13 protein-coding genes are annotated in these 12,971 nt (G+C 64.1%); 9 read left to right on the top strand and 4 right to left on the bottom strand.

The window, feature by feature from the left end; translation table 11 throughout:
• Positions 1 to 293 precede the first annotated feature (293 nt).
• Positions 294 to 1,283 (top strand): BMP family lipoprotein, encoded by a 990-nt coding sequence (locus NKJ09_RS16245; protein ID WP_352484655.1) that lies wholly within the window; start codon positions 294 to 296, stop codon positions 1,281 to 1,283.
• Between the two features lie 67 nt (positions 1,284 to 1,350).
• Here NKJ09_RS16245 and NKJ09_RS16240 read toward each other — a convergent pair whose 3' ends face one another.
• The gene (locus NKJ09_RS16240) at positions 1,351 to 1,560 is read right to left on the bottom strand and encodes a SlyX family protein (RefSeq protein ID WP_031194007.1); all 210 of its coding nucleotides are present in this window, start codon (positions 1,558 to 1,560) and stop codon (positions 1,351 to 1,353) included.
• Between the two features lie 181 nt (positions 1,561 to 1,741).
• Here NKJ09_RS16240 and NKJ09_RS16235 point away from each other — a divergent pair, with 181 nt between their 5' ends.
• The 6 genes from NKJ09_RS16235 to deoA are packed head-to-tail and all read left to right on the top strand — an operon-like array spanning position 1,742 to position 7,913.
• Positions 1,742 to 3,274 carry an ABC transporter ATP-binding protein gene (locus NKJ09_RS16235; RefSeq protein ID WP_023719006.1) on the top strand — a complete coding sequence of 511 codons (1,533 nt, stop codon included), beginning with the start codon at positions 1,742 to 1,744 and terminating at the stop codon, positions 3,272 to 3,274.
• Positions 3,271 to 4,410: an ABC transporter permease gene (locus tag NKJ09_RS16230; RefSeq protein WP_352484653.1), complete on the top strand. Its 1,140-nt coding sequence runs from the start codon at positions 3,271 to 3,273 to the stop codon at positions 4,408 to 4,410. The genes NKJ09_RS16235 and NKJ09_RS16230 overlap by 4 nt, the downstream gene beginning before the upstream one ends.
• Position 4,411: 1 nt before the next feature.
• Positions 4,412 to 5,383 (top strand): ABC transporter permease, encoded by a 972-nt coding sequence (locus tag NKJ09_RS16225; protein WP_352484652.1) that lies wholly within the window; start codon positions 4,412 to 4,414, stop codon positions 5,381 to 5,383.
• Between the two features lie 6 nt (positions 5,384 to 5,389).
• Positions 5,390 to 5,782 carry a cytidine deaminase gene (gene cdd / locus NKJ09_RS16220; RefSeq protein ID WP_023719008.1) on the top strand — a complete coding sequence of 131 codons (393 nt, stop codon included), beginning with the start codon at positions 5,390 to 5,392 and terminating at the stop codon, positions 5,780 to 5,782.
• Positions 5,779 to 6,597 (top strand): purine-nucleoside phosphorylase, encoded by an 819-nt coding sequence (locus tag NKJ09_RS16215; RefSeq protein ID WP_023719009.1) that lies wholly within the window; start codon positions 5,779 to 5,781, stop codon positions 6,595 to 6,597. Before cdd ends, NKJ09_RS16215 begins: the two co-directional genes overlap by 4 nt.
• Complete coding sequence (gene deoA / locus NKJ09_RS16210) at positions 6,597 to 7,913, top strand: thymidine phosphorylase (protein WP_352494674.1); 1,317 nt, start codon at positions 6,597 to 6,599, stop codon at positions 7,911 to 7,913. Before NKJ09_RS16215 ends, deoA begins: the two co-directional genes overlap by 1 nt.
• 3 nt (positions 7,914 to 7,916) lie before the next feature.
• Here deoA and NKJ09_RS16205 read toward each other — a convergent pair whose 3' ends face one another.
• The 3 genes from NKJ09_RS16205 to NKJ09_RS16195 form a co-directional block, all read right to left on the bottom strand.
• Positions 7,917 to 8,477, bottom strand: coding sequence for a TIGR02281 family clan AA aspartic protease (locus NKJ09_RS16205; RefSeq protein WP_023719011.1), 561 nt, complete (start codon positions 8,475 to 8,477; stop codon positions 7,917 to 7,919).
• A 100-nt stretch (positions 8,478 to 8,577) separates the two neighbouring features.
• Positions 8,578 to 9,207, bottom strand: a complete 630-nt coding sequence (gene upp, locus NKJ09_RS16200) for a uracil phosphoribosyltransferase (protein WP_023675320.1) — start codon at positions 9,205 to 9,207, stop codon at positions 8,578 to 8,580.
• A gap of 136 nt (positions 9,208 to 9,343) precedes the next feature.
• Positions 9,344 to 10,318 (bottom strand): adenosine deaminase, encoded by a 975-nt coding sequence (locus NKJ09_RS16195; RefSeq protein ID WP_352484651.1) that lies wholly within the window; start codon positions 10,316 to 10,318, stop codon positions 9,344 to 9,346.
• Positions 10,319 to 10,486: 168 nt separating this feature from the next.
• Between NKJ09_RS16195 and ubiE the strand changes: the two genes are divergently transcribed.
• The gene (gene ubiE / locus NKJ09_RS16190) at positions 10,487 to 11,263 is read left to right on the top strand and encodes a bifunctional demethylmenaquinone methyltransferase/2-methoxy-6-polyprenyl-1,4-benzoquinol methylase UbiE (protein ID WP_352484649.1); all 777 of its coding nucleotides are present in this window, start codon (positions 10,487 to 10,489) and stop codon (positions 11,261 to 11,263) included.
• A 70-nt stretch (positions 11,264 to 11,333) separates the two neighbouring features.
• Entirely contained in the window at positions 11,334 to 12,908 is a 1,575-nt protein-coding gene (ubiB, locus tag NKJ09_RS16185; RefSeq protein WP_352494675.1) for a 2-polyprenylphenol 6-hydroxylase, read from the top strand.
• The last annotated feature ends 63 nt before the right edge of the window (positions 12,909 to 12,971 follow it).

Genomic DNA, 12,971 nt, shown 5'->3' with positions numbered 1-12,971 from the left:
ATCCGTTCCGTCGGGGGGGGCGTCTTTTTTTTAAAAATCCCCCCGGCGCCCCCAACCCCGCCCCGGGCGGCCCCTTTTTTTCCCCCCCCCCCCCACTTAATTTGGGGGGGCCCCCGGCTGGGGCCCCCACGCTTTTCCAACAGGTCAAAATTCCACGTGAATTTTGTTTCGGGCCGTGCCAGATTGGCCCGAAGCGGGAGGAAGACACTCCTGCCTGACGCCGAATGCCTGCCGGAGAACCGGGCCGGCATGCGGTGCATAATGGACAAATAACCGACAGGGGTGTGGATCACATGAAACGTATCGTTCTCGGCCTTATGGCCGCAGCTGCAATGGTTCTTCCGGCCTTCGCCGCGGACATTCAACCCGCGATCCTCTACGATCTCGGCGGCAAGTTCGACAAGTCGTTCAACGAGGCGTCCTTCAACGGCGCCGAAAAGTTCAAGACCGAGACCGGCATCCCCTATGTGGAATTCGAGGTCAGCAACGCCACCCAGCGCGAGCAGGCGCTGCGCCGCTTCGCCGAGGATGGCCGCAATCCGATCGTCATGGCGGGCTTCTCCTGGTCGGATGCGCTTGACAAGATTGCCACGGAATTCCCCGAGACCAAATTCGCCATCATCGACATGGTCGTCGACAAGCCCAATGTCCGCTCCCTCGTCTACAAAGAGCAGGAAGGCTCCTATCTCGTCGGCGTGATGGCGGCGATGGCTTCGAAGTCGAAGAAGGTCGGCTTTATCGGCGGCATGGATATTCCGCTGATCCGCAGATTCGGCTGCGGCTTTGTCGGCGGCGCCAAAGCGGCCGGCGCCACCGACGTCATCCAGAACATGACCGGCGATACGCCCGCAGCCTGGAACGATCCCGCCAAGGGCGGCGAGATCGCCAAGACGCAGATCGACCAGGGCGCCGACGTGATCTATGCTGCGGCTGGCGGCACCGGTGTCGGTGTGCTGCAGGCGGCGGCCGACGCGGGCAAGCTCGGCATCGGTGTCGATTCCAACCAGAACGGCTTGCAGCCCGGCAAGGTGCTGACCTCCATGGTCAAGCGTGTCGACGTTGCCGTCTACAACACCTTCATGGATGCCAAGGACGGCAAGTTCACGGCCGGCATCAACGATCTCGGCCTCAAGGAAGGCGGCGTCGACTACGCCATGGACGACAACAACAAGGCGCTTGTCGACGATGCGATGAAGGCAGCGGTCGAAAAGGCCAAGGCCGACATCATCGCCGGCACCATCAAGGTGCACGACTACATGTCGGACAATGCCTGCCCGTATTGATCGACAGACATTGCTGAGCTGACGAGCCGTCGGGTGAAAGCCCGGCGGTTTTGCATTGTCAGGCCGCTCACCAGTGCGGCGGCTTGGTCACCGGCACGTCGGGTGCGGCCTGTTCCTCCAGCGCCAGGAAGCGCTCGGCCAGCGCGTCGAGCTTGCGCTGCATGCGCTCGATCACCTTCCACTGCTCGGCGATCTGGCCGGACAGTTCCTCGATGGTCTTCTCCTGCTCGGCGGCGCGGATTTCCAGCGTCGTCAGCCGGTCGTCGGGCATGGTCATTTGAATTCCTCGATCAGGCGATTGTGCAGGGTGCGGCCACGTTGGAAATTGACAAGCATGACGGGATTTGTCGAGAGTGAACCGTGCTCCGGCCAATTGGCACAGACCCAATTGGCACAGACTGGGCGTCATGCTAGGCGTTTGACCAAGCGGTAAAAAAATAACAGTGGGAACAGGCTGCATGGCGCAAGCCGCAATCGAGCTGATCGGCATCGACAAGAGCTTTGGCGCCGTGCGCGCCAACCGCGACATCAATCTGGAAATTACGCGCGGCACCATCCATGGCATCGTCGGCGAAAACGGCGCCGGCAAGTCGACGCTGATGTCGATCCTTTACGGCTTCTACCAGGCCGACAGCGGCGAAATCCGTGTCGGCGGCCAGCCGGCATCGATCAAGACACCGAACGATGCGATCGCGCTCGGCATCGGCATGGTGCATCAGCACTTCATGCTGGTCGACAATTTCTCGGTGCTGGAAAATGTCATTCTCGGCGCCGAAAGCGATGCGCTGCTGAAGAAAAGCATCGCCAAGGCGCGTTCCGAGCTGGAGCGGCTCGAGCGCGAATACGGGCTCGAAGTCGATCCGGACGCCATCATCGAGGAGTTGCCAGTCGGCCTGCAGCAACGCGTCGAAATCCTCAAGGCGCTCTATCGCGGCGCCGAGATCCTGATCCTCGACGAGCCGACGGGGGTGCTCACGCCGGCCGAGGCCGACCACCTGTTCCGTATCCTCAGGCAGCTGAAGGAGCAGGGCAAGACGATCGTGCTGATCACCCACAAGCTGCGCGAGATCATGGCGATCACCGACACGGTCTCGGTGATGCGCCAGGGCACCATGGTGGCGACACGCGAAACCAGGAAGACCACGGTCGAGGAGCTGGCCGAGCTGATGGTCGGCCGGCGCGTGCTGCTGCGCGTCGAGAAAGGCGAGGCGAAGGCCGGCGGCGTCAAGCTCGCGGTCAAGAACCTGACGGTCAAGGATTCCCGCGGCGTCACCATGGTCGACGACGTCTCCTTCGATATCCATGCCGGCGAGATCGTCGGCATTGCCGGCGTCGCCGGCAACGGACAATCCGAACTGCTCGAGGCGATTTCCGGCATCAGGCGCGCCGTTTCGGGTTCGGTCACGTTGGACGGCAAGCCGATCGACCTCACCGGCGCCGCCGATCCCGGTGAACTGCGCGAGCGCGGCCTTGCCCATGTGCCGGAGGACCGCCATCATGTCGGCCTGGTGCTGGCCTTCGAGGAGAACGAGAATTCGATCCTCGGCTACCAGGACGACGAGCGCTATCTGAAGGGGCCGTTTCTCGACATCGACGCCATCCGTAACGATGCCAGGGACAAGATCGTCAAATACGACATCCGACCGGCGGACTGCCGCCTCAAGACCGCCAATTTCTCCGGCGGCAACCAGCAGAAGATCGTGCTGGCGCGGGAAATGGAGCAGGATCCCGGCGTGCTGATCGTCGGCCAGCCGACGCGCGGCGTCGATGTCGGCGCCATCGAATTCATCCACAAGCGCCTAATCGCGATGCGCGACCAGGGCAAGGCGGTGCTGGTGGTTTCGGTCGAGCTCGACGAGATCCGCTCGCTTTCCGACCGCATTCTGGTGATGTTTGCCGGCCGCATCGTCGGCGAGCGCGGCCCCGACGCGACCGAGGGCGAACTCGGCCTGCTGATGGCCGGCGTCGAGCACCGGGAGGCCGCGGAATGAGCACTCCCTATGCCAAGCTGCCGGCCTGGGCCGATTATGTGCTGATCCCGCTGATCAATCTGTTCGTCGCCTTCGTCGTTGCCGGTTTCGTCGTCATATTGGTCGGCGAGAACCCGCTGCGTGCTGCGGTCATCCTGGTCGAGGGTGCCTTCGGTCGCGGCCAAGGCATCGCGTTCACGCTTTTCTATGCCACCACCTTCATCTTCAGCGGGCTGTCGGTGGCGGTTGCGGCGCATTGCGGCTTGTTCAACATCGGTGGCGAGGGCCAGGGCTATATCGCCGGTCTCGGTATCGGCATCGTTTGCCTGGCCTTCGACAGCGTGCTGCCTTGGTGGCTGACCTTCCCGATCGCCATTATCGCCGCCGCGGCGATGGGCGCGCTGTGGGCGCTGATCCCGGCCTATCTGCAGGCCAAGCGCGGCTCGCACATCGTCATCACCACCATCATGTTCAATTTCATCGCCGCCAGCGTCATGGTCTATGCGCTGGTGGGCATGCTGAAGCCGCCCGGCTCGATGGCGCCGCAGACGCGCACCTTCCTCGAAGGCGCACAATTGCCGAAGCTCAACTGGATCATCGAATTGTTCGGCGCCAAAATCCGTTCGGCGCCGTTCAACGTCAGCTCGCTGCTGGCGCTGGCCATGGCCTTTCTGGTGTGGGTCCTGATCTGGCGCACCAAGCTCGGCTACGAGATGCGTACCTACGGCCACAGCCCGAAAGCGGCGCGCTATGCCGGGATTTCGGAAATCCGCATCATCATCATTGCGATGATGATCTCGGGCGCGCTGGCCGGCATGATGGCGCTCAACCCGACGATGGGCGACCAGCACAATGTCGCGCTCGAATTCGTTTCGGGCGCCGGTTTCGTCGGCATCGCGGTGGCGCTGATGGGGCGACTGCACCCGGTCGGCATCGTGCTTGCCGCAATCCTGTTCGGCATGCTCTACCAGGGCGGCGCCGAGCTCGCCTTCGAGATGCCGGCGATCAGCCGCGACATGATCGTCATCATCCAGGGCCTGGTCATCCTGTTCGCCGGCGCGCTCGAGCATATGTTCCGGCCCTATGTCCAGGCGCTGTTCGCCTCGCTCAGCCCGAGATCGGTCGGCATGGAAGCGGTCAAGGGGAAGGGCGCCTGAGATGGATTTCTTCAACGCCATCGTACAGGTCCTGGACTCGACCATCCGTCTGTCGGTCCCCTTGCTGCTCGCCTGCCTCGCCGGCCTCTATTCAGAGCGGGCCGGCGTCTTCGACATCGGGCTCGAAGGCAAGATGCTGGTTGGGGCCTTCGCCGGTGCCGCCGCCGCCTCGGTCTTCCACTCGGCCTATCTCGGCCTCGGCATGGCCATCCTCATTTCGGTCGCCTTCGCGCTGATCCATGGCTTTGCCTCGATCACCCACCGCGGCAACCAGATCGTTTCCGGTGTCGCGATCAATTTCATTGCCGCCGGATCGACGATCATGCTCGGCCAGGCCTGGTTCCAGCAAGGCGGGCGCACGCCGGCGCTGGCCGCCGGCGAGCGCTTCGAGACAATCATCTGGCCGGGCGCGGATGCGCTCAGGAGCATGCCGATCCTCGGGCCGATCTATTCGGAACTCATCTCCGGCCACTCAGTGCTGGTCTATCTCGCCTTCCTGGCCGTGCCGTTCACCTGGTGGGTGCTGTTCCGCACCCGCTTCGGCTTGCGCCTGCGCGCCGTCGGCGAGAACCCGGCCGCGGTCGATACCGCCGGCATATCGGTCGCCTGGCTGCGCTATCGGGCGCTGATCTGCACCGGCGTGCTCACCGGCATTGCAGGTGCCTACCTGTCGATGGTGCAGAATGGCGGCTTCGTGAAGGACATGACCGCCGGCAAGGGCTACATCGCGCTGGCCGCGCTGATCTTCGCCAAATGGAAACCGGTCAACGCCATGTTCGCCTGCCTGCTGTTCGGCTTCCTCGACGCGGCGTCGATCCGCCTGCAAGGCACGCCGCTGCCGCTGATCGGCAAGGTGCCGGTGCAATTCATGCAGGCGCTGCCCTATGTGCTGACCGTCATCCTGCTTGCAGGCTTCATCGGCAAGGCAATCCCGCCGCGTGCCGGCGGCGTGCCTTATGTCAAGGAACGCTGATTTATCATGGCTCGTGATCTGTTCGAAGCGGCGAAAGCCGCCATGGCCAAGGCCTATGCGCCCTATTCGAAATTTCCGGTCGGCGCGGCGTTGCGCACCGAGGACGGCCGTGTCTTCACCGGCGCCAATGTCGAGATCGCGTCCTATCCGGAGGGCTGGTGCGCCGAAACCACCGCGCTCGGCCACTACATCATGGGTGGCGGCGGCAAGATTACGGAAATCGCCGTGATCGCCGAACGCGTGGCAAAATGCTCGCCCTGCGGCGGCTGCCGGCAGCGGCTGGCTGAATTCTGCCGGCCGGAAACGAAGTTCTATCTCTGCGATGATAGCGGCGTGGTCGAGACCGTGACCATGGGCGAGTTGCTGCCATACGGCTTCCAGGGCGATGTGTTGAAATGAAGGAAGCACTCGATCACCTCGTCGAAAGGCTGGACGGGCTGGCGCCGACCACTGCGCTGGTGCTGGGATCGGGGCTTGGCGGGCTTGTCGACAAGGTCGAGGATGCGGTGCGCATTTCCTATGCCGACTTGCAGGGCTTCCCCAGAAGCGGCGTCAGCGGCCATGCCGGCGAGGTGGTGGCGGGGCTCTTTGCCGGCACGCCGGTGCTGATGCTGTCCGGTCGCGCACACTATTACGAGCACGGCAACGCGGCGGCGATGCGGCCTGCACTCGAGGTGCTCGCCGGCCTCGGCATCTCCAGGCTGATCCTCACCAACGCCGCCGGTTCGGTCGATCCCGGGATGGGCCCGGGCTCGGTGATGCTGATCACCGACCACATCAATTTCTCAGGCTCCAACCCGCTGATCGGCGAGCCGAGCGACCGCCGCTTCGTCGGCCTGACCGAAGCATACGACGCCGGTCTCCGCTCCGCCATCGAGCAAGCCGCGAAGGCCACCGGTACCAGGCTGCACAAGGGCGTCTACATGTGGTTCTCCGGCCCATGCTTCGAGACGCCGGCCGAGATCCGCATGGCTCGCATCATGGGCGCCAACGCGGTCGGCATGTCGACGGTGCCGGAGGTCATTCTCGCCCGCTTCCTCGGGCTGCGCGTCGCAGCCTGTTCGGTCGTCACCAACCTTGCCGCCGGCATGACCGGAGCCGAGCTGTCGCACCAGGAGACCAAGGACATGGCGCCGGTCGGCGGCGCGCGGCTGGCGACCATTCTGCAGCGTGTTTTTCAGGACGGGCTTCCGGAGCACAGGGTAGACGCCTGATGCTTCCCCAGGAAATCATCCGCCGCAAGCGCGACGGTCAAAAACTCTCGGCTGAGGAGATATCGGCTTTCATCGAGGGCCTGACCGCCCGCACCGTTACCGATGCGCAGGTCGGCGCCTTCGCCATGGCGGTGTTCTTCAACGGCATGAGCCGCGACGAGGTGGTGGCGCTGACTATGGCGATGCGCGATTCCGGCGATGTGCTCGACTGGTCGGATCTGCCCGGCCCGGTCACCGACAAGCATTCGACGGGCGGCGTCGGCGACAATGTCTCCTTGATGCTGGCACCGATCGTCGCTGCCTGCGGCGCCTATGTGCCGATGATTTCCGGCAGGGGCCTCGGCCATACCGGCGGCACGCTGGACAAGATGGATGCCATCCCCGGCTACATCAGCCAGCCGGATGTTGCACGCTTCCGCAAGACCGTGCTCGAAGCCGGCTGCGCCATCATCGGCCAGACCGCCGACCTCGCACCCGCCGACGCCAGGCTCTACGCCATCCGCGATGTGACGGGAACGGTGGAATCGGTGCCGCTGATCACCGCTTCGATCCTGTCGAAGAAGCTGGCGGCCGGCATCAATTCGCTGGTGCTCGACGTCAAGGTCGGCAACGGCGCTTTCATGGAGAAATCGCGCGATGCAACGGTGCTGGCCAACAGCCTGGTCGACGTCGCCAATGGCGCCGGCCTTAGGGCCTCGGCGCTGGTCACCGGCATGAACGAGCCGCTGGCGTCCGCTGCCGGCAATGCGGTCGAGGTGCGCAACGCCGTCGACTTCCTCACCGGCCGCTTCCGCGACCGGCGGCTGGAGGAAGTGACGCTGGCGCTGGCCGCCGAGATGCTGCAATCGGCAGGCCTGGTGCCGTCCAACCAGGACGGCCTGCGTCGCGCCGCCGAGACGCTGGCCGGCGGTCGCGCCGCTGCCATCTTCGCGCGCATGGTGGCGGCACTTGGCGGTCCCGCCGATTTCATCGAGAATCCGGAAAAATATCTGCCGAAAGCGGCAACGGAATTCGCCGTCAAGGCGAGCGCGAACGGCTTTGTCACCGGCATAGCAACCCGCGAGATCGGGCTTGCCGTGGTCGGGCTTGGCGGCGGGCGGACGCGGCCGGACGACAGGATCGATCACGCCGTCGGCGTCACCAGGCTGCTGCCGGTCGGCGCTGAAGTGCGGACCGGCGAGGCGCTGGCGCTGGTCCATGCCCGCAATGCCGGGGATGCCGAGGCGGCCGCGGCCGCCGTGCTTTCGGCCTATACGATCGGGACTTCCAAACCGGCCGCGGAGAAAACCGTCATCCGGCGGATCCTGCCGCGCTGATAGTCACTGAACCAGCAGCAGCGTGCCGTCTTCGACCTGATATTTTTCGAGCCGCTGCAGAAAGCTCATGCCGATCAGGTTGGTGTGCAGCGCCCTGTCGTCGAGTACGACGGCCTCGACGCCCTCGACGGTGATCCTGCCGATCTGCAGGCGGTCGATCGTCACCACGGCGGCCTTGATCGCACCGTTGGCGGTGTTGACCTGATGGCTGAAGTCGGTCGAATTGAGCGAGATGCCGATCCTGCGCGCGGTCGAGCTGTTGATGGCGACGAGCGTCGCACCGGTATCGATCATGCCTTCGATCTGGCGGCCGTTCAACTTGAAGACCGACATGAAATGCCCGCGCGCGTCCGCGGTGACGACGACCTTGCGGCCGAGCGGCTGCGGCGTCGCCGGCCTGTCCGGGACGGCGGCGAGGTTCAGGTCGGTTTGGGTGTCGGCCGGCTTGGCTCCGATGGCGGATTTCAACAGCCGCTCGATCGTCTGTGGATTCGACTGATAGACGATCGGCAGCGATGCCGACGTTCCGGCAAACACGCCAAGGATGAGAAGCTTGCGCAGCATGGACCGGCCTTTGTGGTTGCCGATCCTTAGTCCGACAAGGTGTTTGCCGCTTTAACGAATGCGGAAACCAGCCGTTTGCGTAAACAATCGGTAAACGGACCTATTTGGTGCCGTACATACGGTCGCCGGCATCGCCGAGGCCGGGCATGATGTAGCCCTTCTCGTTGAGTTGGCGGTCGATGGAAGCGGTGAAGACCGGAACATCGGGATGCGCCTGGGTAAAACGCTCGAGGCCCTCTGGTGCCGCCAACAGGCAGAGGAAGCGGATGTTGGTGGCGCCGCGGCCTTTCAGCTTGTCGATCGCCGCGATCGCCGAATTGGCGGTCGCCAGCATCGGATCGACGACGATCACCAGCCGGTCGGCGAGGTCGCCCGGCGCCTTGAAGAAATATTCGACCGCTTCCAGCGTCTCATGGTCGCGGTAGAGGCCGATATGGGCGACACGCGCCGCCGGCACCAGATCGAGCAGGCCTTCGAGCAAGCCGTTGCCGGCGCGCAGCACGGAGGCGAAGACGAGTTTCTTGCCCTCCAGCGTCGGCGCCTCCATCGTCTCGATCGGCGTCTCGATCGTCGTCGTGGTCAGTTCGAGGTTGCGGGTGACCTCATAGCCGAGCAGTAGCGAGATCTCGCGCAGCAGCCGCCGGAACCCGGCCGTCGAGGTTTCCTTCTTGCGCATGATGGTCAGCTTGTGCTGGACAAGCGGATGGTCGACGACGGTGACGCCCTTCATGGTGTTCTCCGAACTGCGCAGGTGAATAGTGAATGGTGTATGGTGAATAGTGAATAGTGAACTGGTTTGCGAGTCCTTGGTTGCGCGGAAAAACTCGCGGTTGACGGACCGAAGCGCCAGGCTCGCAATTCACCATTCACCTGCCCTTGGCGCCGAGCCTGCCCAGCAGCGCCGCCCTGGTCTTCCTGTCGACGAAAGCTGCCTCGATGGCCGTCCTGGTGACGGCGGTGAGCGCCTTGTCATCCATCGCAAAATGTTCGGCGGCGATGTCGTATTCGCGCTTCAGCGAGGTCCAGAAATAGGGTGGGTCGTCGGAGTTGAGCGTCACCTTGCAGCCCGCCGCCCTCAAAGCAGGAAAGGGATGGTTGGCGAAGCTGTCGAAGATTTTCAGGGCGATGTTGGAGCCGGGGCAGCATTCGAGCACGACGCCTTCGTCGGCGATGCGCCGCACGAGATCGGGGTTCTCGATGGCGCGCACGCCGTGGCCGATGCGAGAGGGGCGGATATGGTCGAGTGCCGCCTCGACGCTCTCCCAGCCCATCAATTCGCCTGCGTGCACGGTGATGCCGAGGCCGGCCTCGCGGGCGATCTCGAAGGCCCTGACATAATCTTCCAAATCGCCAATCCGCTCGTCGCCGGCGACGCCGAAGCCGGTGACCAGCGGATGCCCGCTGCGGGCGGCGAAACGCGCCGCCCGCTCGATCGATTCGACACCGAAATTGCGCACGCCGGTGACGATCATGCGGCCTTCGATGCCGGTCTTCGCCTTGGCGCGGGCCATGCCTTCGCCGAGCGCATCGGTATAGGCCTTCGGCGACAGCCCGGCCTTGCCGGCATGGTCGGGCGAGGTGAAAACCTCGGAATAGATGGCGCCGTCGCGGGCGAGGCTGGTCAGGTAGTGATCGGCCAGCCGCGCATAGTCTTCTTCGGTGCGGAACAGGTCGGAGGAGAAGTCGTAGGCGGCGAGGAAAGAGGTGAAATCGTGCCAGACGAAGGAGCCGTTCTGGATATAGGGCGAGGCATCCCTGCCGTATTTCTCGGCCTGGCGGAGGACGAGTTCAGGCGCCGCTGCCCCTTCGATGTGGCAGTGCAGTTCTGCTTTCAAAGGCATTCAATTATCCCGTCAGGCCTTTTTCTTATGACGCAGGTTCTGGTCGGAAAACCGTGCGACGCTTTTCCGGAACCTGCTTCGAAGCGCGGCCGAACACCGCGCCTTAAACAATAGCGCCCGCACCATCGATCGGCTATGGTCCCGCCGATTTTATGGCGGATCAAAACGATGTCGGTTGAAAGAACCACGGCTGCGGGCGGCATGGAAACCTCCTATGGTTTCAAGCGGGTAGGGCCAGGCGACAAGCAGCCCCTGGTCAATGATGTTTTCCACAAGGTGGCGAACCGGTACGACCTGATGAACGACCTGATGTCGGCCGGGTTGCATCGGTTGTGGAAGGACGCCATGGTCGCCTGGCTCAATCCACCGAAGCGGCCGGGCTGGCGCGTTCTCGACGTTGCCGGCGGCACCGGCGACGTCGCCTTCCGCATCGTCGAGGCGAGCGCCAGGCACGCCCATGCAACGGTTCTCGACATCAACGGCTCGATGCTCGCCGTCGGCCGCGACCGAGCCGAGAAAAAGGGCCTGTCGGCAAATACCGATTTCGTCGAGGCCAATGCCGAGGAACTGCCTTTTGCCGACGCTACTTTCGATGCCTACACCATTGCTTTCGGCATCCGCAACGTGCCGCGCATCGATGTGGCGCTTGCCGAAGCCTATCGCGCGCTGAAGCCTGGCGGGCGCTTTCTCTGCCTTGAATTTTCCGAGGTCGAGATGCCGCTGCTCGACAAGGTCTATGAGGCATGGTCGTTCAACGCCATCCCGCGGATCGGCAAGGCGGTGACCGGCGACGGCGAGCCCTACTCCTATCTGGTCGAATCGATCCGCAAATTTCCCAACCAGCAGAATTTCGCGGCGATGATCTCGCGCGCGGGCTTCGAGCGCGCCTCATTCCGCAACTATTCCGGCGGCATCGCCGCGCTTCATTCGGGCTGGAAGCTTTGAGGCTGGCCCGCATTTTCATAGCCCGACGTGCCTTTCGCCAGTTCAGGAAACCGGCAAGGCAAAGCCAGCCATGAGCAGCATAGGCGCTGGTTTCAGGCTCGTGCGGGCCGGCTGGGTGCTGGTCCGCGAGGGTGTCATCGCGGCGTTGCCCGGCGACGAACTCTTCGGCCTGCCGAAATTCGGCTGGCGCATGGCCCGGCTGTTCACCCGCCGCCGCGCGCTTGCCTACGAGCGCGGCGACCGGCTGGCCAAGGCGGTCGTGCGGCTCGGCCCATCCTACGTCAAGCTCGGCCAGTTCCTGGCGACGCGGCCGGACGTCGTCGGCAACGACATAGCGCTCGATCTCGCCATGCTGCAGGACAAGATGCAGACATTTCCGAAGGCCGAAGCCATAGCGGCAATAGAGGCCTCGCTCGGACGCAAGGTCGGCGAGCTCTATGCCAGTTTTGGCGAGGCCGTCGCCGCCGCCTCGATCGCCCAGGTCCATACCGCCGAAACCCTGCAGGACGGCGTCGTTACCCGGGTGGCGGTGAAGGTCATCCGGCCGGGCGTGCGCCGCCGCTTCTTTCGCGATCTCGAGAGCTATTTCCTCGCCGCCCGGCTGCAGGAAAAATACATCCCGTCGTCGCGCCGGCTGCGGCCGGTCGAGGTGACCGAGACGCTGGCCCAGACCACCAAGATCGAAATGGATTTGAGGCTGGAGGCGGCGGCTTTTTCGGAGCTCGCCGAAAACACCAAGGACGATCCCGGCTTTCGCGTGCCGTCGGTCGACTGGGAGCGCACCGGCCGCGATGTGCTGACCATGGAGTGGGTCGACGGCATCAAGATGAACGATATTGTCGGCCTGACCGCCGCCGGCCACGACCTGAAGGCGATCGCCGCCAATCTGGTCCAGTCGTTCCTGCGCCATACGCTGCGTGACGGTTTTTTCCACGCCGACATGCATCCGGGCAACCTGTTCGTCGAGGCCGACGGCACCATCGTCGCCGTCGACCTCGGCATTGCCGGCCGGCTCGGCAGGAAGGAGCGCCGGTTCCTCGCTGAAATCCTCTACGGCTTCATCACGCGCGATTATCAGCGCGTCGCCGAGGTCCATTTCGAGGCCGGCTACGTGCCGCGCCAGCACAATGTCGCGGCCTTCGCCCAGGCGATCCGGGCGATCGGTGAACCGATCCACGGCCAGCCTGCCGAGACAATCTCGATGGCCAAGCTGCTGACGCTTTTGTTCGAAGTGACCGACCTCTTCGACATGGCGACGCGGTCCGAGCTGGTGCTGCTGCAGAAGACCATGGTCGTCGTCGAAGGCGTCGCCCGCACGCTCGACCCGGCCTTCAACATGTGGAAGACGTCGGAGCCGGTGGTGAGCGGCTGGATTGCCCGCAACCTCGGCCCGCGCGCCCTGCTGGCCGATGCGCGCGACGGTGCCAGTGCGCTGCTGGCGCTGGCCCGCCAGGCGCCGGACCTCGCCGCACGCACCGAGCGGCTGTCGCGCGAGATCGACCTGATGGCCGAAAACGGCCTGCGTTTCGACGAAAGGACCGCGCGCGCGATCGGCAAGGCCGAGGCGCGCTACACCCGCTCCGGCCGGCTGGCGCTGTGGGTGATCGCTCTGACGCTGCTGTATATCGCCTGGAAGCTGCTCTAACGCCTTGTTGTCGCTTGATTGCATTGATATCATTGCTTGCAGCGATCTCGGGCAAAGTGCAAT

It is taken from the genome of Mesorhizobium sp. M0189 (genome assembly GCF_040322135.1).
Classification (GTDB): domain Bacteria; phylum Pseudomonadota; class Alphaproteobacteria; order Rhizobiales; family Rhizobiaceae; genus Mesorhizobium.
This window is presented reverse-complemented; position numbering and strand designations above follow the sequence as displayed.

What these genes read in the sequence shown, in the direction of transcription:
- NKJ09_RS16235 (WP_023719006.1), top strand. Translation starts at nt 1,742, where the DNA reads ATGGCGCAAGCCGCAATCGAGCTGATCGGCATCGACAAGAGCTTTGGC.
- NKJ09_RS16245 (WP_352484655.1), top strand. Translation starts at nt 294, where the DNA reads ATGAAACGTATCGTTCTCGGCCTTATGGCCGCAGCTGCAATGGTTCTT.
- deoA (WP_352494674.1), top strand. Translation starts at nt 6,597, where the DNA reads ATGCTTCCCCAGGAAATCATCCGCCGCAAGCGCGACGGTCAAAAACTC.
- NKJ09_RS16215 (WP_023719009.1), top strand. Translation starts at nt 5,779, where the DNA reads ATGAAGGAAGCACTCGATCACCTCGTCGAAAGGCTGGACGGGCTGGCG.
- NKJ09_RS16240 (WP_031194007.1), bottom strand. Translation starts at nt 1,560, where the DNA reads ATGACCATGCCCGACGACCGGCTGACGACGCTGGAAATCCGCGCCGCC.
- upp (WP_023675320.1), bottom strand. Translation starts at nt 9,207, where the DNA reads ATGAAGGGCGTCACCGTCGTCGACCATCCGCTTGTCCAGCACAAGCTG.
- cdd (WP_023719008.1), top strand. Translation starts at nt 5,390, where the DNA reads ATGGCTCGTGATCTGTTCGAAGCGGCGAAAGCCGCCATGGCCAAGGCC.
- NKJ09_RS16205 (WP_023719011.1), bottom strand. Translation starts at nt 8,477, where the DNA reads ATGCTGCGCAAGCTTCTCATCCTTGGCGTGTTTGCCGGAACGTCGGCA.
- NKJ09_RS16195 (WP_352484651.1), bottom strand. Translation starts at nt 10,318, where the DNA reads ATGCCTTTGAAAGCAGAACTGCACTGCCACATCGAAGGGGCAGCGGCG.
- NKJ09_RS16230 (WP_352484653.1), top strand. Translation starts at nt 3,271, where the DNA reads ATGAGCACTCCCTATGCCAAGCTGCCGGCCTGGGCCGATTATGTGCTG.
- NKJ09_RS16225 (WP_352484652.1), top strand. Translation starts at nt 4,412, where the DNA reads ATGGATTTCTTCAACGCCATCGTACAGGTCCTGGACTCGACCATCCGT.
- ubiE (WP_352484649.1), top strand. Translation starts at nt 10,487, where the DNA reads ATGTCGGTTGAAAGAACCACGGCTGCGGGCGGCATGGAAACCTCCTAT.
- ubiB (WP_352494675.1), top strand. Translation starts at nt 11,334, where the DNA reads ATGAGCAGCATAGGCGCTGGTTTCAGGCTCGTGCGGGCCGGCTGGGTG.